The organism is Pseudomonas sp. Irchel s3h17 (assembly GCF_900187505.1).
Taxonomy (GTDB): Bacteria; Pseudomonadota; Gammaproteobacteria; order Pseudomonadales; family Pseudomonadaceae; genus Aquipseudomonas.
This window is the reverse complement of sequence record NZ_FYDL01000004.1, coordinates 350,685-369,474: the sequence shown is the minus strand read 5'-3', so window position 1 is coordinate 369,474 and position 18,790 is coordinate 350,685. Positions and strand designations below refer to the sequence as shown.

Here is an 18,790-nt window from a genome sequence, read left to right as displayed (position 1 = left end):
TGCCTGATCTTCGCTCGGCTACTTCCAGACAGAACCCATGATTTGAGGTGAGCAACATGACTGGTCTGATTCTGGAAAACGTCGAGAAACATTACGGCTCGGCCTGCGCGGTAAAAGACGTCAACCTGCATTTGCCCGAGGGCAAGCTGGTGTGTTTTCTCGGCCCCTCGGGCTGCGGTAAAACCACCTTGCTGCGCATGATCGCGGGCCTGGAAACCCTCAGTGGCGGCGAGATTCGCCTGGACGGCGAAGACATTGGCAATACGCCCGCGCACCTGCGCAACTTCGGCATGGTGTTTCAATCCCTGGCGCTGTTCCCGCACATGACAGTCGGCGAGAACATCGCCTATCCCTTGAAGCTGCGCGGCGTGAGCAAGAGCGACCAGCAGGCGCGGGTCACTGAGTTGCTGCAACTGATTCAGCTGCAACAGATGGTCGACCGCCCGGTGTCGAAACTGTCCGGCGGCCAGCGTCAACGGGTGGCGATTGCCCGGGCGATTGCCGCGCATCCGAAAATCCTGTTGCTCGATGAGCCGCTGTCGGCACTGGACGCCAAGCTGCGTGAGTCGATGCAGGTGGAAATCCGTCAGCTACAGCAACGCCTGAACATCACCACCATCCTGGTCACCCACGACCAGCGTGAAGCCATGACCATGGCCGATATCGTGGTGGTACTGGGTGAACACCGGATCCAGCAGATCGGTACACCGATCGAGATCTACCGCCACCCGGCCAACGAGTTTGTGGCGGACTTTATCGGCTCGGGCAACATTTTCCCGGCCACCGCATTGGGTGACGGCAAGGTCGGTTTGCCAGGCGGCGATGCCCTGCGGGTGCCGATCTGCAGCAGCGTTGTGGTGGGCGAGAAGGTCAAGATGCTGGTGCGTCCCGAGGACTTGCAACTGTCCCATCCTCAGGCGACGGCGGGTAACCGGCTACTGGGCAAAGTGACTTTTGTACGGGATATCGGCGCGACCATCGAAACCACGGTCGAGTGTTCCGGCGTTTCGCTGACCGCCCTGAGCACACCGTGCCAGGACATCGGTCTGAGCATCGGCAATCCGGTGTCGGTGACTATTCCGTCCGAGGCCTGCCGGGTACTGGGCGCCTGAGGTCAGAGGTGGGTTCTCTTTGCAGCCCGTGGCGAGCGAGCTTGCTCGCGCTGGACGGCGCAGCCGGCCCAACAAGGCCATCGAGGTATGTCAGGCAAGCCGCATTCAGCTGTATGGCGGCGGCTGCGCCACCGAGCGGGAGCAAGCTCCCTCGCCACGGGGCCAAGTGTTGCCTGAAAGTAGTGGGCCCGAGTCATGAGGTGCCAGTAGTGAGCCTGGGTCATGAGGTGCCACTTGCCAGGTGAAAGCCCAGCGGCGGGTGAAGATCCCCCTGTGGCGAGCGAGCTTGCTCGCGCTGGACGGCGCAGCCGTCCCAACAAGGCCATCGAGGTATGTCAGGAAAACCGCATTCAGTTTTGTGGCGGCGGCTGCGCCACCGAGCGGGAGCAAGCTCCCTCGCCACGGGGCCAAGTGTTGCCTGAAAGTAGTGGGCCCGAGTCATGAGGTGCCAGTAGTGAGCCTGGGTCATGAGGTGCCACTTGCCAGGTGAAAGCCCAGCGGCGGGTGAAGATCCCCCTGTGGCGAGCGAGCTTGCTCGCGCTGGACGGCGCAGCCGTCCCAACTAGGCCATCGAGGTATGTCAGGCAAGCCGCATTCTGCTTAGTGGCGGCGGCTGCGCCACCGAGCGGGAGCAAGCTCCCTCGCCACGGGGATAGGGGGTGTCTGGATGTAATGAGCCTGAGTCATGAGGTGCCACTTGCCAGGTGAAAGCCCAGCGGCGAGTGAAGATCCCCTGTGGCGAGCGAGCTTGCTCGCGCTGGACGGCGCAGCCGGCCCAACAAGGCCATCGAGGTATGTCAGGCAAGCCGCATTCAGCTGTATGGCGGCGGCTGCGCCACCGAGCGGGAGCAAGCTCCCTCGCCACGGACGGTGCTGCATTTACTCGCCGACGATTCTGATCAAACCGATATCCGCAGCCGCACCAGATCCCGCAGCGGTGGGGCGCCGAACAGTCGGCTGTATTCGCGGCTGAACTGTGAGGGGCTTTCATAGCCCACGCGGTAACCGGCGGCGGAGGCGTCGATGCCCTCGGCCAGCATCAGGCGCCGCGCCTCTTGCAGGCGCAGTTGCTTCTGATACTGCAGTGGACTCATGGCCGTCATCGCCTTGAAGCGGTGGTGCAGGGTCGACACACTCAGGTTCACTTCCCGGGCCAGGTCATCAATGCGCAAGGGTTGCTCATAGTTGCCGTTGAGCCATTTGATGGCCTGGCTGATGCGATGGCTCTGACTGTTGGCGATCGCAATTTCATACAACCGGTGGCCCTGTGGGCTGCGCAGCAAACGATAGAGAATCTCCCGGCGCACCAGCGGTGCGAGCATGGCGATGTCTTTCGGTGTGTCGAGCAGGCGTGCCAGGCGCAGCACGGCATCGAGCATCGGTTGATCCAGTTGCTCGACATACAGGCCACGCCCGACGGGGCGGGTGGGGACGTCGAGGGGGCCAGCGTCGGCGATCAACGCGGTGATCTCCGCGGGGTCGATGTCCAGGCGCAGGGCGAGGATCGGTTCCTGGGGCGACACATTCACTACCCGTCCGCTGAGCGGCATCGAGACCGAGACCACCAGGTAGTTGAGCGGGTCGTAGTTGAAGACTTCGTCCGCCAGGCGCACCTCTTTACGGCCCTGGGCCATGATGCACAGCGCAGGCTGCGCGAGCACCGGGGCGAACTCGTGGGACTGGCTGTGGCGCGACAGGAACAACGAACCGATGGCGGTCGCGTAGCTGCCGTCCTCGCAGGTGTTACGGCCAATGATTGCCGAGAGTTCCACGCGTTGTTGTTCCAGGTTGGCGTCCAGCGGGGCGTGGGTGGAATCCAGAGACGTCATGGGCACATCCTCGGCAAGGCTGATGGAATGGGCACAGCTTAAATTTGTGCAAGGCAGGGCGGTAGGCCGATCCTGCGCAAAACTTGCCTGATCCTGCCGTGTCGTCCAGTGGAGCATGGAAAATCTGCCGGGCGCACTGAAAAACTTGCTCGAAACACCGGGTGACGTTCATCGCTCAGGTGGGGACGAGCGTGGCACCGATCCCGTGCCGATGCAGGATTGTGCAACAAGCCGGCAGGAATCGACTAACGCCCCTTGAGCCAGGTGCTTAACCTCTGTTCCTGTCGCCGCCTCTCTCAAGGCTGCGGATCGTCGACACCCTGGGAGACTCGAACATGTCCATGCAAATCCCCGTCAGCCATATGGCGTTTGTCCGTGCCCGAGCGGGTCGCTCGATGGAGTTGGGTGCGCGCTTGAGCAGCCTGATCGAACCTTCGCGCCAGGCGCACGGGTGCCTGCACTTTGCCCTGCAGCACTCGTTGTGCGACCCCGACTTGTGGCTGGTCTCCGGTTTCTGGGCCGACCAGCAAACCATGACCGCCTATTTCGGCAGTCCGGCCATGGCGATATTCGGCGAGTTGGTGCAGGAACTGGTGGTCAACCACCTGGACTTCCACACCTTCAGCGACGTGTCGGCACAACAGGCCCGCGCTGAGTACCCACGGTCCAACGCCTCGGCCATGCAGCCGTCAGCCCGCTTAAGGGTTTAGAATGGCCGACTTTCCATTGGCCAGGATCCGCAACATGGCACGTAAAGAGTTTGCACAGTTCGAAGCCGTTTCAGCCGCGGTACGCGCCGAGGAAGGCTACAACGCCGCCATCGCCGTCAAGGCACTGGGTGGCTCGGGCGCCCCGCGCTTTAATAAAGTCCTCATCGAACAGACGTTCAAGACCGCTCTTGAGGCCGATCAGGCCGCCGAGCAGCAACTCGAGCACCTGGCCGACGTCAGCGAAGACGGCGAACTGGTCTGGTAATCACCGCCCGTTTGCCCCCGGACGGAACATTTTGAACAAGGCCTCCGGGCCCACCTGGAAATAGTCCGCCGGGCCGCCGCCGCGCAGAATCGGCTCTGCCGCGGCGGTGTCGTAGACCCCATCCTTGAGCAACCACTTGGCGATATGCACGGCGACCACTTCGCCGAGAATCAGCCAGCTCGGCACCACCTCCTTGTCTGCGCGCTGCAACTGAATGATCTGGGTGACCTTGCACTCGAAGGACACCGGGCTTTGGGCGACGCGCGGTACCTGAATGATCTTCGAGGCCACGGTCGTGAGCCCGGCCAGTTCGAATTCGTTGACGTCGGGCGCCACCATGGCGCAGCTCTGGTTCATCTGTTCGGCCAGCGGGCGGGTGGCCAGGTTCCAGGCGAACTCGCCGGTCTGTTCGATGTTGTTCAGGCTGTCTTTGCGACCCACGCTCGAGAACCCGATGATCGGCGGAATGTAGTTGAACGCGTTGAAAAAGCTGTAGGGCGCCAGGTTCAGCCGGCCTTGAGTGTTCTGTGATGAAATCCAGCCGATAGGCCGTGGGCCGACGATGGCATTGAACGGGTCATGGGGCAGGCCGTGGCCCAGGGCGGGTTCGTAGAAGTGGATATCGTCAGGCATGGGCGCGGTTCCAGGGCGGGGAAAGGGGGTAATAGTGCAAGGCGTGTGCGGATTACTCCAAGGATTTTTTGCTCGGGATCCTGCCCCATAAAAACGACTAAGCCCGGCCGAGGCCGGGCTGTGATGCCGCGTTCAGCGGTCAGCTGATGGAAGCCGAACCGGTGCGCTCAAAACCGTCAGCCGCAAGCGTGGCAGTGCCGGTGCGATCAAAACCATCCTGAGCGACGGTGGCGGAACCGGTGCGGTCGTAGCCATCTTCAACCAGGCCTTTTTCTTCCAGGCGATCACGACCACCTTCGGCAACGGTCTGGCCTTGTGGGGTGCGGTCGAAGCCGTCGGCGGCCAGGGTGGCAGCGCCAGTGCGATCGTAACCATCAGCGGCGACAGCAGAACCGGTGCGCTCAAAACCATCGGCGGCGAAGGTATTGGCGGCCAGTACGGAGAGGGTCAGGGCGAGGATCAGTTTGGTTTTCATGGTGTGTGCTCCAGGTGCGTTGATGTGTTGTGCGTTGGGTATGGGGTTGATACTACGCGGATTAATTTGATTAAAAAGCGCAAATATTTGCCTTAAGATATCGAAATTCTCGATGTATTAAGCCTCGCAGATTGCTTTCAGGCACGGTTTCCCAGGCCTGCATTCGCTGTACGGACGAAACGTCGATAGGGATTCAGATGGCAGCAGAATGACAACCGGGAATTAACCGATCATTAATCAATGCGAGATGAACGAGCGGTGTCTTTTTCGAGGGGGAGGGGGGAGTGCGGCGAGGGGAGATTGCAGGCGTGCGATGTCGAGGATTCAGGGGGGCAAAGCGGTGTGGCAGGCGTACCCGCCGGCTTCTACAAGGCTTGTAGAAGCCGGCGGATGAGTAGCCGTCAGTCAGTTTCGATCCGCGAGTGTTTGCGGGTGTCTTTCATGGTCAGGTAGACCACCAGCGACACCGCGATGCAGGCGGTGACGTACCAGTAGTAGCCGGTTTCCATGCCGATGCTCTTGAACCACAGGGCGATGTATTCAGCGGTACCGCCGAAGATCGATACGGTCAGTGCGTATGGCAGGCCGACACCCAGTGCACGGATCTCGGTCGGGAACAGTTCGGCTTTGACCACGGCGTTGATCGAGGTGTAGCCGCTGACGATGATCAGGGCGGCCATGATCAGGAAGAACGCGCCCCACCAGGTCTGGATGGTGTGCAGGGTCATCAGGATCGGCACGGTGAACAGGGTCCCCAGTACACCGAAGGCGATCAGGATCGGGCGACGACCGATTTTATCCGACAAGCCGCCAATGATCGGCTGCAGGCACATGAACAGGAACAGGGTGGCCGCCGAAATGGTGGTGGAGTCGCTGATGCTCATGCCCACCGTGTTCACCAGGTACTTCTGCATGTACGTGGTGTAGGTGTAGAACGCCAGGGTGCCGCCCATGGTCAGGCCGACCACGGTCATCAGTTCCTTGGGGTGACGCATCAGCGTGCGCATGGCGCTTTCTTTGGACTTTTCTTTCTTGGTGAACGACTCGGTTTCTTCCATCCCGCGACGCAGGTACAGCGCTACGACCGCGCACAGGGCGCCGATGGCGAACGGGATACGCCAGCCCCAGGCATACAGTTGCTCGGTGGTCAGCGTTTGCTGAAGAACGATCAGCACGCCCAGTGCGATGAGCTGGCCGGAAATCAGGGTCACGTACTGGAAGCTGGAGAAGAAGCCGCGACGCTCCTTGGTCGCCATTTCGCTCAGGTATGTGGCGGAGGTGCCGTACTCGCCACCGACCGACAGGCCTTGCAGCAATCGGGCAAAGATCAGCAGGATCGGCGCACCAATACCGATGGTCTCGTAGCCCGGGCTCAGGGCGATCAGTAACGAGCCGAAGCACATCAGGTAGACCGAGGCCATCAACGCGGCTTTACGGCCGACACGGTCGGCGTAAATGCCCATCAGCCAGCCACCGATAGGACGCATCAGGAAGCCGACGGCAAAGATCGCTGCGGTATTCATTAGCTGTGCAGTGGAAGAGCCGGCAGGGAAGAAGGCTTTTGCAAAGTACAGCGAGAATGCGGCGTAGACGTACCAGTCGTACCACTCGACCATGTTGCCGACGGAACCGCTGAAAATCGATTTGATGCGGCTGGCCGTGGTTCTTACTTTGGCAGGCGAAGCAGCCGACCCAAGAGGCAGGGCTTGTGAGTTATCCATGACGGATCCTTCATTTAATTGTTTTTGTGGAGCGCGCAAAAACGCAGCCTGCAGGGGCTATTGCAGGAGCTGTGCCAACTCGTAGAGGGCCGGTTTAGAGGGGGTTGGTTGTTTTTGTGAGCGAGATACCGCTCATCACCTGGAATTAATGAGCGGAAATCCGCTTACAGGTGGTGATCGTTCGGAGGCTTGATCGTTCGAGGGCTCAGGGCAGGAACGTCTCTCGGGTGAGGCCGTGGCGCTGCATTTTTTCATTGAAGGTGCGGCGCGGCAGTTGCAGCTCTTCGAGGACGGCCTTGATATCGCCATTATGGCGGGTCAGCGCGGCGCGCAGGCATTGGGCTTCGAAGGCTTCCTGTTGGGCGGCGAGGGACTGGCCGGTCTCGATTGCGGCCGGTTCAGGTTCATCCAGCCCCAGTACCTGGCGCTCGGCCACGTTGGCCAGTTCACGCACGTTACCGGGCCAGTCGTGACTCAACAGCCGGCTCAATTGCGCACCGCTCAGGGGGCCGTGGCTGCGTCCCAGTCGTTGCGCCGCGGCCTGGGCGAAATGTTCGTACAGCAAGGGAATGTCTTCACGGCGCTCGCGCAACGGCGGCAGGCGCAATTGCGCAACGTTCAGCCGATAGGCCAGGTCTTCGCGAAAACGTCCGGCACGGGCTTCATCCAGCAGATCGGGTTTGGTCGCGGCGATGATGCGCAGGTCGACATCAATGCTCTGGTTGGCGCCCAGTCGCTCAAGCTTTTTGTCCTGCAGCACCCGCAGCAGTTTGACCTGCTGCGCCAACGGCATGCTTTCGATCTCATCGAGGAACAGGGTGCCGCCATCGGCGTATTCCAGTTTGCCGATGCGTTTGCCCTGGGCGCCGGTGAAGGCGCCGCTTTCGTGACCGAACAGCTCGGCCTCGAACAGTTGCTCCGGGATCGCCGCACAGTTCAGGGCGACGAAGGGTTTATCGGCGCGCGGGCCAAAATCATGCAGGCAACGGGCTACCAGTTCCTTGCCACTGCCGGTTTCACCGCGGATCAGCACGTTCACCGGCAGCGTCGCGAGGTCCAGCACTTGCCGGCGCAGGGTCTGCAAGCCCTGGGAAACACCCAGCAGGCTGGCCTCGAGTCGGCTGCGGTGGTCGGCCTGTTCGTGCAGGGCCCGGTTTTCCAGCACCAGTCGCCGCTTGTCCAGCGCCCGGCGCAGGCTGTTGAGCAAGGTCTCGGGGCTGAAAGGCTTTTCGAGGAAGTCGTAGGCACCCTCGCGCATGGCTTCGACCGCCATCGGCACATCGCCATGACCGGTCAGCAGGATCACCGGCAAGTCCACGTCCTGGTGTTGCAGTTTCGCCAGCAATTCAAGGCCGCTCATGCCGGGCATGCGCACATCGCTGAGAATCACCCCGGGGAAGTGGGCGGGCAGGTGCGCCAGGCACTCCTCGGCGCGGCTGAACAGTTTGACGTCGAACCCCGAGAGGCTCAGCCACTGCTCGACCGCGTCGCGAATACTGCGTTCGTCATCAACCAGGATTACCGAGTTCAGCATTGGACGTGCGCCTCCAGATCGATCGGCAGGGTGACGGTGAAGATCGCGCCGTCGCCCTGGTTGTCGGCGCTCAGGCGGCCACCGAGTTCATGGATGATGGCAAAGGATACGGCCAGTCCGAGGCCCAGGCCATCACCCACCGGCTTGGTGGTGAAGAAGGGGTCGAACACATTCGGCAGGTCCTGCTCGGCGATACCGCCACCGCTGTCGGCAACGCTCAGGCACCACAGTTGATCATTGGCTTCGAGCTGGATGTGCAGCCGCTTGAGCGGTTTGTCACGCATGGCGTCGAGGGCGTTGCGCAGCAGATTGATCATGACCTGTTCCAGCCGGATCGCATCGCCACGGACCCAGGCCGGGCGAGTCAGTTGCACCACGCAGTCGACCTGTTCATCGCGCACGCGGGTATCGAGCAACTGCAAGGATTGATCGACCACTGCCGCCAGGTCCAGTTGCTCGCGCAAGCCGCTGGGGCTTTTGCGGGCGAACGTTTTCAGGTGGCCGGTGAGGGCCGCCATGCGGGTCAGCATGTCGTCCACCGGTTTCAATGCCTTGTAGGCATCATCGACCCGCCCATGCTCAAGCAGCAGGCGCAAGGTTGCCAATTGCATGCGCTGAGCGGTCAGTGGCTGGTTGATTTCATGGGCCAGGGCCGCCGACATCTGCCCCAGCGCGGCAAGTTTGGCCGACTGCACCAGGCCGTCCTGCGCGGTGCGCAGGTCACGGGTGCGTTCTTCGACCAGGCGTTCGAGCTCTTCGCGGCTGCGCTGGCGTAACTTGGCCAGGCGCCAGCGCTGACTGAGAAACAGCAGCAGGAACACCAGGGTCAGCCACAGTCCGGCGGCGGCCAGCCCCGCGTTGCGCAAGTCCTCGAACGTGACCTGGGGGCGGCGCAACAGGTGCAGGGTCCAGCCTTCGGCACTCAGTGGCAGCGACTCCCACAGGTACTCGGCCGAACCCTGCGGGCCGTCGACGCGGGCCAGGTAGCTGTTGTCGTCAAACCGCCGGATCATGTGATGGTCCAGCGGCACGAGCGCTTGCTTGTCGTACTGGCGCGTAGCCTTGAGCTCGGCACGATCGGTGTCCGACAGGGTTTCCAGCAGGCGATAGCGCCAGCCCGGCTGGTTGGCGATAAACACGATGCCGCGGGCATCGCTCACCAGCAGCGTGTCGGTGCCCTGGCGCCATTCGCGCTCCAGCTCCGGAAATTCGAGCTTCACCACCATGGCGCCGAGAAACTCGCCGCTATCATTGGTGACCGCACTGGACAAAAAGTAGCCGGGAATCCCGCTGGTCACGCCCACCGCATAGAAACGCCCGGCACCCTGGCTGCGGGTCTGGCTGAAATAGGGGCGAAAGCCGTAGTTGTGGCCAACGTAGCTGCTGGGCAAGCGCCAGTTGCTGGCGGCCACCGCAAGGCCGGTGCGATCGAGCAACTCGAGGGTGGACGACTCTGCCGCACCGTTGATCTGTTCGAGTTTGCGGTTCAGTGCGTCCTGTTGCTGAGGGCTCACCGGGCCATCCAGGGCCGAACGCAGTTGCGGGTCCAGTGCCAGCACGGCGGGCAGGGCGCGGTAACGTTCGATCAGGGTGTGCAGGGAGTTGGCGTACAACGCCAGTTGCTGATTGGCGCGCTCGGCGTCGTCCTCCTGGGCCTGGCGCTCGGCGTGGCGCATGGCAGCGCTAGCCACCAGGACGGTGCCGGTAACGATGAGCAGGATGTAGAGCGTCAGGCGCAGGGGGCGAAAAAGGGTCGGCATGCTGTTGGCACAGGCTACAGGTTCGGGGTGCGCACGATAGCATGCAGTGCTCCATCAGCACTTGACCGAAGTCGCTGGCGAACCATTCAGAAACCTTTGCCTGGCTCAAATGCCATCGGCGTGTTGCAACGAATGGAGCCCTGAAGGGGGAGTACACCGGCATCACCTGTGGATGCGCGACAAGATCCCATGGGATGGAGGGGCTACAGAGGCGCATAAAAAACCGCGCTGTTTTTGCAAACAGCGCGGCTTCCTTGCTCCAGGGGTTAAGTGCTTCTTACTGCACTTCTACCGCCAGGCTTTCACTGATTTTCTGCTGCCAGATGGCTGGGCCGGTGATGTGCACCGACTCGCCCTTGCTGTCGACCGCAACGGTCACGGGCATGTCCTTGACGTCGAACTCGTAGATGGCTTCCATCCCCAGTTCGGCGAACGCGACAACGCGGGACTTCTTGATCGCTTGCGCCACCAGGTAAGCCGCGCCGCCCACTGCCATCAGGTAAACGGCTTTGTGGTCCTTGATCGCCTCGATGGCGGTCGGACCGCGCTCGGACTTGCCGATCATGCCCAGCAGGCCGGTCTGGTCGAGGATCTGGCGGGTGAACTTGTCCATCCGCGTGGCCGTTGTCGGGCCCGCCGGGCCAACCACTTCGTCGCGCACCGGATCGACCGGGCCGACGTAGTAGATGAAGCGACCCTTGAGGTCTACCGGCAGGGTTTCGCCCTTGTTCAGCATCTCGACCATGCGCTTGTGCGCTGCGTCGCGACCGGTGAGCATCTTGCCGTTGAGCAGGACGGTTTCGCCCGGCTTCCAGCTCTGTACTTCTTCCGGGGTCAGGGTGTCGAGGTTGACGCGACGAGCCGATGGGCCTGCTTCCCAGACGATTTCCGGGTAGGCGTCCAGCGATGGCGCCTCCAGGGACGCCGGGCCGGAACCGTCGAGCACGAAGTGCGCGTGACGGGTCGCGGCGCAGTTCGGGATCATGCACACCGGCAGGGACGCGGCGTGGGTCGGGTAGTCCATGATCTTCACGTCGAGCACGGTGGTCAGGCCACCCAGGCCCTGGGCGCCGATGCCCAACTGGTTGACCTTCTCGAACAGCTCCAGGCGGATCTCTTCGATGCGGTTCTGCGGGCCACGGGCCTTGAGCTCGTGGATGTCGATGGATTCCATCAACACTTCCTTGGCCATCACCGCGGCCTTCTCGGCGGTGCCGCCGATACCGATGCCCAGCATGCCCGGTGGGCACCAGCCAGCGCCCATGGTCGGAACGGTCTTGAGCACCCAGTCGACGATCGAGTCGGACGGGTTGAGCATGGCCATTTTCGACTTGTTCTCGGAGCCGCCGCCCTTGGCCGCCACGTCGATTTCCACGGTGTTACCCGGGACGATCGAGTAGTGGATCACCGCCGGGGTGTTGTCCTTGGTGTTTTTACGAGCGCCCGCCGGGTCGGCGAGGATCGAGGCACGCAGGACGTTTTCCGGCAGGTTGTAAGCGCGACGCACGCCTTCGTTGATCATGTCGTCCAGGCTCATGGTCGCGCCGTCCCAGCGCACGTCCATGCCCACGCGGACGAACACGGTAACGATACCGGTGTCCTGGCAGATCGGGCGGTGGCCGGTGGCGCACATGCGCGAGTTGATCAGGATCTGCGCAATCGAATCGCGGGCAGCCGGCGACTCTTCGCGCAGGTAGGCCTCGTGCATCGCCTGGATGAAGTCCACGGGGTGGTAGTAGGAAATGAACTGCAGGGCGTCGGCAACGCTCTGAATCAGGTCGTCTTGCTTGATCACGGTCATGAGTCGCGCTCCTCTAAAAGACGGGAACATTTAATAAAGGTGCTTGCAGTTGGGGTGCATCGGTCGGCTGCAAACACCTTTCAAGGCACGCCGGGGTTGCTGGCGCGACGCTAAAAAGGCGCGGCAGTATACCGCGCATCAAGGCCGGGCACACCCGCCGGCAGTCAAACGAAGGTCGCATGCCTGGATCGCGGGGGGCGAGGGGGATGCGCCGAAAATTGAATGGTCATTTTCGAGCAGCAACACTAAAGTGACAGCAGGCCTTTTAGGGTAGGACACTCTTATCAGCCATCCTCTGCACGGTGAGTCAACGATTGGCCCATAACGCGATCCAGAGTCTTTTGCTCAAGCGCTTCATTCTGGCGACGGGCACCTATGCGCTGGCGTTATTGCTGCTGTGGCTGGCCGTTCTCAGCGGGCATTACCAAGGCTCCGTGCTGGGCGCGGTGATCGGCACGGCGTTGGTGATGGCCTGCCAGTCGCTGCTGTTTACACTGTTCTATACCGGGCGCAACCTGCGCTTTGCCGATCCCAGCCTGACTGAAGTCCAGGTGCTGCTGGGGATCGGTTGGCAGAGCTGGCTCATTGCCTACCTGGACTCGGCCCGTGGTGCCTTCCTGGTGTTCTACGTCCTGATTCTATTGTTCGGACTGTTCCACTTGCCGCGTCGAACGTTTGTCCGCTGTGCGGCCCTGGTGTTCTTCAGCTTTGCCGGCATCAACCTCTGGGAAGGTTATCACTTTGAGTTGGCGGACCCGGCGCTGGCGGCGCTGCAAGTCTGTGTGCTGTTTATCGTGCTGGTCTGGCTGGCGCTGTATGCCAGTTATGTTCAGGCCTCGCGCCTGCGCATGCGGCAACGACGATTTGCCTTGCAGGCTCATCAGGACACCTTGCGCGGGATGATGCGGCAACTCGAAGACCTGGTGGCCACCGATGAGTTGACCGGGTTGTTCAATCGACGGCATTTTCTGCGCCTGGCGACCCGCGAACTGCAGCGCATGGAGCCTGGAGTCGCGCATGGCCTGGCGCTGATTGACCTTGATCATTTCAAACGCATCAATGATATCCACGGTCATGCGGCCGGCGATCAGGTGTTGCAGGCCTTCGCCGCTGTCGCCACCGCCTGTCTGCGCGATGGCGATGTGGTGGCGCGTTATGGCGGAGAAGAATTTGTGTTGTTGCTGCCCGATTCCGATCCCGAACGCCTGACGACCTGCTGCGAGCGCCTGCGCGTCGCTTTCACCGGCGTCGAGTTGGTCGGCCTGAACGTGCGGGATCTGAGCCTGTCCGCCGGCATGACCCTGCTTGAGGCGGAGGAGGACCTGGACGACGCGCTGCACCGCGCCGACCAGGCGTTGTATCGCGCCAAGCGCGATGGCCGTAACCGCTGCGCCGCGGCCTGGGAAAGTGCCGATGCCTGAGCTGCGCGTGGGCGAACAGCAATGGACGGTGGCGGCTGGCAGCAACCTGCTCGATGCCTTGAATCGCAACGGGATGCAGGTGCCCTACAGCTGTCGCGCGGGCAGTTGCCACGCCTGCCTGGTGCATTGCCTGCACGGCGAGGTCAGTGATCGCCGACCGGATGCGCTGAGTGCGGATCAGCGCCAGCGAGGCTGGCGGTTGGCCTGTCAGTGCGAGGTGGTCGATGATTTGCAGGTGGCGGTGTTCGATCCCGTGCGCGACGGCTTGCCGGCCATTGTCCAGGCCGCTGACTGGCTGAGCCCCACAGTCCTGCGCCTGCGCTTGCAGCCCGAGCGACCGTTGCGTTATCAGGCCGGGCAGCACCTGGTGCTGTGGGCCGGTCATGTGGCCAGGCCTTACTCACTGGCCAGCCTGCCGCAGGAAGATCGCTTTCTCGAGTTTCACCTGGATTGCCGCTTGCCGGGGGACTTCAGCGACGCGGCGCGTCTGCTGAAGATCGGTGATCCGATCCGCCTGGGGGAGCTGCGTGGCGGTGCGTTGCATTACGATCCCGACTGGCAAACCCGACCACTCTGGCTACTGGCCGCCGGCACCGGGCTGGCGCCATTGTTCGGGGTGTTGCGCGAGGCGTTGCGCCAGGATCACCAAGGCCCGATCCGGGTCATTCACCTGGCCCATGACGCCAGCGAGCACTACCTGGCCAGCCCCTTGGCGGCACTGGCGGCGAACCGTGAAAACCTCCGTGTCGAACTGCTGACGACGGCCGAGCAGTCTGCGGCTTTGGCGCAATTGCGCCTTGTTTCCCGGCAGACCCTGGCTTTACTCTGCGGTCACCCTGACAGCGTCGACGCCTTTGCCCGGCGCCTGTACCTGGCGGGGCTGCCGCGTAATCAACTGCTGGCCGATGTGTTCCTGCCCCGCGGTTGAGCGCTGATTTTCTTTTCATGAGATTCACCATGACCGACGCCATTTTGATAGCGCGCGAGCACGGCCTGCTGACCTTGCGCCTGAACCGCCCGGACAAGAAAAACGCCCTGACCCGTGCGATGTACAGTCAGTTGGGCGAAGCCCTGCAGCAGGCTGACGCCGATCCGCAGATCAAGGCGATATTGATTACCGGCAGCCACGAGTGCTTTACCGCCGGCAACGACATCGCGGACTTCATCCTGGAACCGCCCAGCGACCTCGACAGCCCGGTGTTCCAGTTCATGCGCAGCCTGCTGGAGTGCCGCAAGCCGGTGGTCGCCGCCGTGGCCGGTGCCGCGGTGGGCATTGGCACGACGCTGCTGCTGCATTGCGATCTGGTTTATGTCAGCGCGGATGCCAGGTTGCGCATGCCATTCGTCAACCTGGGGTTGTGCCCCGAATTCGGCTCAAGCCTGATCCTGCCGCGACTGCTCGGCCAGGCCAAAGCCGCCGAGCTGTTGCTGTTGGGTGAAAGTTTCAACGGTGAGCAGGCTGCCGCCTGGGGCATTGCCACCCAGGCATTGCCGAACGCAGAGGCGACATTCGCCAGGGCCCGCGAGATGGCGTTGCGTTTCGACAAGCTGCCTCCGGAAGCGGTGCGCATCAGCAAGCAACTGATGAAAGCCCCCGACCGCGAACGGCTGCGCTCGGTGGTCGAGGAGGAGGGCAAGTTGTTCGTCCAGCGGTTGCGTTCGCCGGAAGCGCTTGCCGCGCTGTCGGGGTTTATCAACCGGCATTGAGTCTGAGACGGCAGGCCGGGCGACACATGTTCAGGGCTAGACAGGCGTTTGTTTTTTGTGGTTTTCGTTCGAAAGGCTGGAGGCCGTATCGAGGGAGTCTGCGCAGCATGCTGCTGCGCAGTATCCAGAAGGCGTTACTGGATGCCGTTGAGATAACGGTAAATAAGCGTTCTGAGCATACCTTGCCCATCGATTTGATTACCGACGACCAGTATTTTTCCGTCTTTTTGCAGCGACATGTTCTGGGCCTCTGCCCTGTTGCCTGCAATCGGGGTGTAAGTCCAACCGTTGCCATCCCCAAAGTTGAGATCCAACTTCCCGTCGGTCATGTAACGGGCAACCAAAAATCCGGAAGCTGCGTCTGGCAAAACCAGCGAACCTGTAACAATGAACTTGTCTGCGGCTTTCGCGACACCCGAAAACTCGAAGGAGTGCCCCCCGAGGTTTTCAAAAAGCAGTGCTCCCCGATTGAAATCCGGAGCGAGTTTACCCTCGTTAGTCAAGCAGGCCAGCAGACCGGAGCGAGAAGTGTCTTTTTGCCCATAACCTGCGACGAGTATTCGGTCAGTAGAGTCTTCGATCAGTCTCTCGAACCGAATGTCCGTGCCTTCGAAAGTCGCCCAGCCTTTTTCGGCAAACTCATTGTCAAAACTGCCATCTTCGTTAAGGCGTACCACTAGGGCGTTTTGGGCCCCTTCAGCTATGTGCAGGGCACCACATAAAGTGATTTTTCCGTTCTTGACGATCATGTCCATGATCTGGGTATTTCCCCAGTGCTTATTGGCGATCGGCACATACCCGGTGCCATTAAAACTGGTGTCAAGCGATCCATCGCCGTTGAGACGGCACAGCACCGCGACATTGGCAATCCAGATGGGCATGAAGACCCTGTTGATGACGTAGATTTTTCCATTGTGTTCGATGCAAGGACCTGTTTCATCGCTGGCGCGTGATGTTTGTAATTCCTCTTGATCGCTCATTGATGGATTGACCGGCACTCTCAACCTCACTACACCATTGTTACCGAAGCTTTGGTCCGGGCGGCCATTCATATCAAACCGAGCCATTGCTATTTGGTCAGAGGAAACAGCACAGATCAGGATCTTTGTTTGTTCGGGTGAGGCCTGCACACTAAATATCGGTTTTCGAATGTTGAAGTTGTGTGCATCACGAATGCTGATGACGCCAAGATCGCCGAAGCCAAGATCCGCCTGTCCGTTTCCCAGAACTCGAGCAATCGCAGGGAAGTCGGGAGTTTGAAGGTAGTTGAATTTTCCTGCGACATACAATGCGTTGTCGGGGCCCTCAACGATGTATCGACCACGCGCATTGTGATAATTGACGGTTATTAGAGTGATCTTGCCATTGTTTCCAAACGTAGGATCGAGACCACCTTCTGTGAGGGTATTTTGCAGCGTGTCTGTAGTCATTGTTCTTGTCCTTTAATGAGCGTGGTTATCTGTCTAAATCACCAATGACAGGCCGCAACAGCCAAGCGTGATAACGCTTTGATGACGGCGATAGCCGAGGTGGACGAGATCGATTAAAGGAGCAGAGCAGTGGGAGTGTCTACTGTCAGAACTGACAGGTTAGAAGTGCTTAAATCACCTATTTGACTGGTTTAAAACGAAAAAAGCCCCGCCATTCACATGACGGGGCTTTCGTTTTTCAGCGGTCCGTTACTCAGACCATCTTGTCGCCAACGTGCAGGATCTTCATGCCGTTGGTGCCGCCGATGGTGTGGTAGCTGTCGCCCTTGGTCAGGATGACCCAGTCGCCTTTCTCGACCACGCCACGTGCCAGCAACTCGTCGATGGCGGCCTGGCTGACTTGCTCAGGCGGCAAGGACGCCGGGTCGAACGGTACGGTGTAGACGCCACGGAACATGGCTGCGCGGGCCTGGGTCTCGCGGTGCGGGGAGAACGCGTAGATCGGCACCGAAGAACGGATACGCGACATGATCAGGGGGGTATAGCCACTTTCGGTCAGCGCGATGATCGCCTTGACGCCCGGGAAGTGGTTGGCCGTGTACATGGCGGCCAGGGCGATGCTCTGGTCGCAGCTTTCGAACACCTTGCCGATGCGATGGCTGGAGGTTTTGCTGGTCGGGTGCTTTTCAGCGCCAACACAGATACGCGCCATGGCTTGAACGGCTTCCAGCGGGTACAGGCCCGCGGCACTTTCGGCCGAGAGCATCACGGCGTCGGTGTAGTCGAGCACGGCGTTGGCCACGTCGGACACCTCAGCGCGGGTCGGCATCGGGTTCTGGATCATCGACTCCATCATCTGGGTCGCCACGATCACCGCTTTGTTGTGACGGCGTGCGTGCAGGATGATCTTCTTCTGAATGCCCACCAGTTCGGCATCGCCGATTTCCACGCCCAGGTCACCACGGGCCACCATGACGGCGTCGGACGCTTTAATCAGGCCGTCGAGGGTTTCGTCGTCGGCCACGGCTTCGGCGCGTTCGATCTTGGCCACCAGCCAGGCGGTACTGCCAGCTTCGTCGCGCAGTTGACGGGCGTATTCCATGTCGGCGGCGTCACGCGGGAACGACACGGCGAGGTAGTCGACCTGCATTTCGGCGGCGAGCTTGATGTCGGCCTTGTCTTTTTCAGTCAGGGCCGGAGCGGTCAGGCCACCACCACGACGGTTGATGCCTTTGTGGTCCGACAGCGGGCCGCCGATGGTCACGGTGCAGTGCAGTTCGTTGGCGGTGGCGGTATCAACGCGCATCACCACGCGACCGTCGTCGAGCAGCAGTTCGTCGCCCACACCGCAATCCTTGACCAGGTCCGGGTAGTCGATGCCGACCACTTGCTGGTTGCCTTCGGTCAGCGGATGGCTGGTGGAGAAGGTGAACTGATCACCGATCTTCAGCTCGATGCGCTTGTTGGCGAACTTGGCGATGCGGATTTTCGGGCCTTGCAGGTCACCCAGCAGGGCAACGAAGCGGCCGTGCTTGGCGGCGAGGTCACGGACCAGTTGGGCGCGAGCCTTGTGCTCGTCGGGGGTGCCGTGGGAGAAGTTCAGGCGGGCAACGTCCAGGCCAGCCAGGATCAGCTGTTCGAGAACTTCCGGCGAGTTACTGGCCGGGCCAAGGGTGGCGACGATTTTGGTACGACGGACGGACATGCAAAGACTCCTGAGTTCAAGCGCTGAGTGAGGCTACTATGCTGCGAAGTTGTAGTCATTGTTCGTTTGCACTACTTAATGCTTTCTTTATTGAACAAGCCGCACTGAAGATTTTTGACGCCGGGTCGATACAGAGCTCAAGACAGGAGACCCCCCCTCATGCGATTCGTGCTCATAGCTGCCCTTGCCCTCAGTGCCGTGGGTTGCACCCGCTGGTCGATGGACCATCACCTGAACACCGCCTACCGCGCCTATGACGCTGGCAACTGCGAGCGTGTCATGCTCGAACTGTCCCAGGTCGACCGTGACAGCCGCGCGCGGCGTTATATTCAGCCTGAGGTATCGATGCTGCGCGGGCAGTGCCTGGAACGTCAGAAACTGTACATCGACGCCGCCCAGACCTACCAGTTCATCATGGCCCGGTACCCCGACAACGAGTACGCCTACCGTGCCCGCGCACGCCTGGAGACCCTGCAGTCGTTGGGCTGGTATCCAGCACGAAGCAGTGCCAGGAGCACGCCCGCGGCTCTGTGATGTTGATTATCATTTGAAGGCTGGTCGTGCGCCGTCCTTGAGCTAGTATTCGATCAAGACGTTTGGAGCGTTGACCCCGAATGTCGTTGATACCTGTGAACGGCACAGATCATGCGAGCACCTCGATAGCAAGGGTGCTCGCCTCCGGAATCA

The 18,790-nt window shown here is 61.2% G+C and carries 16 protein-coding genes; 7 read left to right on the top strand and 9 right to left on the bottom strand.

Annotated features, from left to right (window positions below; genetic code table 11):
• Positions 1-56: 56 nt before the first annotated feature.
• Positions 57-1,112: an ABC transporter ATP-binding protein gene (locus CKW25_RS07765; RefSeq protein WP_095078593.1), complete on the top strand. Its 1,056-nt coding sequence runs from the start codon at positions 57-59 to the stop codon at positions 1,110-1,112.
• 899 nt (positions 1,113-2,011) lie between these two features.
• Here the strand turns inward: CKW25_RS07765 and CKW25_RS07760 are convergent.
• The gene (locus CKW25_RS07760; RefSeq protein WP_095078592.1) at positions 2,012-2,941 is read right to left on the bottom strand and encodes an AraC family transcriptional regulator; all 930 of its coding nucleotides are present in this window, start codon (positions 2,939-2,941) and stop codon (positions 2,012-2,014) included.
• Between the two features lie 335 nt (positions 2,942-3,276).
• Between CKW25_RS07760 and CKW25_RS07755 the strand changes: the two genes are divergently transcribed.
• Both CKW25_RS07755 and CKW25_RS07750 read left to right on the top strand, forming a co-directional pair.
• Positions 3,277-3,651 carry a putative quinol monooxygenase gene (locus tag CKW25_RS07755; RefSeq protein ID WP_095078591.1) on the top strand — a complete coding sequence of 125 codons (375 nt, stop codon included), beginning with the start codon at positions 3,277-3,279 and terminating at the stop codon, positions 3,649-3,651.
• Between the two features lies 1 nt (position 3,652).
• Positions 3,653-3,916 (top strand): hypothetical protein, encoded by a 264-nt coding sequence (locus CKW25_RS07750; RefSeq protein WP_095078590.1) that lies wholly within the window; start codon positions 3,653-3,655, stop codon positions 3,914-3,916.
• On the opposite strand, the gene CKW25_RS07745 is transcribed toward CKW25_RS07750, so the two are convergent.
• The 6 genes from CKW25_RS07745 to CKW25_RS07720 form a co-directional block, all read right to left on the bottom strand.
• Complete coding sequence (locus CKW25_RS07745; protein ID WP_095078589.1) at positions 3,917-4,549, bottom strand: flavin reductase family protein; 633 nt, start codon at positions 4,547-4,549, stop codon at positions 3,917-3,919.
• Between the two features lie 139 nt (positions 4,550-4,688).
• A complete protein-coding gene (locus CKW25_RS07740) occupies positions 4,689-5,024 on the bottom strand; it encodes a hypothetical protein (RefSeq protein WP_095078588.1) in 336 nt (111 codons plus the stop codon).
• Positions 5,025-5,425: 401 nt separating this feature from the next.
• A complete protein-coding gene (locus CKW25_RS07735; RefSeq protein WP_095078587.1) occupies positions 5,426-6,745 on the bottom strand; it encodes an MFS transporter in 1,320 nt (439 codons plus the stop codon).
• A gap of 205 nt (positions 6,746-6,950) precedes the next feature.
• On the bottom strand, positions 6,951-8,279 hold the full coding sequence (locus CKW25_RS07730; protein ID WP_095078586.1) for a sigma-54 dependent transcriptional regulator: 1,329 nt from the start codon (positions 8,277-8,279) through the stop codon (positions 6,951-6,953).
• Positions 8,273-10,039 (bottom strand): ATP-binding protein, encoded by a 1,767-nt coding sequence (locus CKW25_RS07725; protein ID WP_095078585.1) that lies wholly within the window; start codon positions 10,037-10,039, stop codon positions 8,273-8,275. Before CKW25_RS07725 ends, CKW25_RS07730 begins: the two co-directional genes overlap by 7 nt.
• A 277-nt stretch (positions 10,040-10,316) precedes the next feature.
• Positions 10,317-11,840, bottom strand: coding sequence for a fumarate hydratase (locus CKW25_RS07720; RefSeq protein WP_095078584.1), 1,524 nt, complete (start codon positions 11,838-11,840; stop codon positions 10,317-10,319).
• Positions 11,841-12,154: 314 nt separating this feature from the next.
• On the opposite strand from CKW25_RS07720, the gene CKW25_RS07710 reads away from it, so the two are divergent.
• From CKW25_RS07710 to CKW25_RS07700, 3 genes are read left to right on the top strand one after another with little or no spacing between them, the layout of a single operon-like run.
• Positions 12,155-13,261 (top strand): diguanylate cyclase, encoded by a 1,107-nt coding sequence (locus CKW25_RS07710; protein ID WP_095078583.1) that lies wholly within the window; start codon positions 12,155-12,157, stop codon positions 13,259-13,261.
• Entirely contained in the window at positions 13,254-14,189 is a 936-nt protein-coding gene (locus CKW25_RS07705; RefSeq protein ID WP_095078582.1) for an iron-sulfur-binding ferredoxin reductase, read from the top strand. Before CKW25_RS07710 ends, CKW25_RS07705 begins: the two co-directional genes overlap by 8 nt.
• 29 nt (positions 14,190-14,218) lie before the next feature.
• Positions 14,219-14,968, top strand: coding sequence for an enoyl-CoA hydratase-related protein (locus tag CKW25_RS07700; RefSeq protein WP_095078581.1), 750 nt, complete (start codon positions 14,219-14,221; stop codon positions 14,966-14,968).
• A gap of 134 nt (positions 14,969-15,102) precedes the next feature.
• Here the strand turns inward: CKW25_RS07700 and CKW25_RS07695 are convergent, their stop codons facing one another.
• A complete protein-coding gene (locus CKW25_RS07695) occupies positions 15,103-16,398 on the bottom strand; it encodes a hypothetical protein (RefSeq protein WP_095078580.1) in 1,296 nt (431 codons plus the stop codon).
• A 253-nt stretch (positions 16,399-16,651) separates the two neighbouring features.
• Positions 16,652-18,103, bottom strand: coding sequence for a pyruvate kinase (gene pyk / locus CKW25_RS07690; RefSeq protein ID WP_095078579.1), 1,452 nt, complete (start codon positions 18,101-18,103; stop codon positions 16,652-16,654).
• 159 nt (positions 18,104-18,262) lie between these two features.
• Between pyk and CKW25_RS07685 the strand changes: the two genes are divergently transcribed.
• Positions 18,263-18,637, top strand: coding sequence for a tol-pal system YbgF family protein (locus tag CKW25_RS07685; protein WP_095078578.1), 375 nt, complete (start codon positions 18,263-18,265; stop codon positions 18,635-18,637).
• Positions 18,638-18,790: the final 153 nt, after the last annotated feature.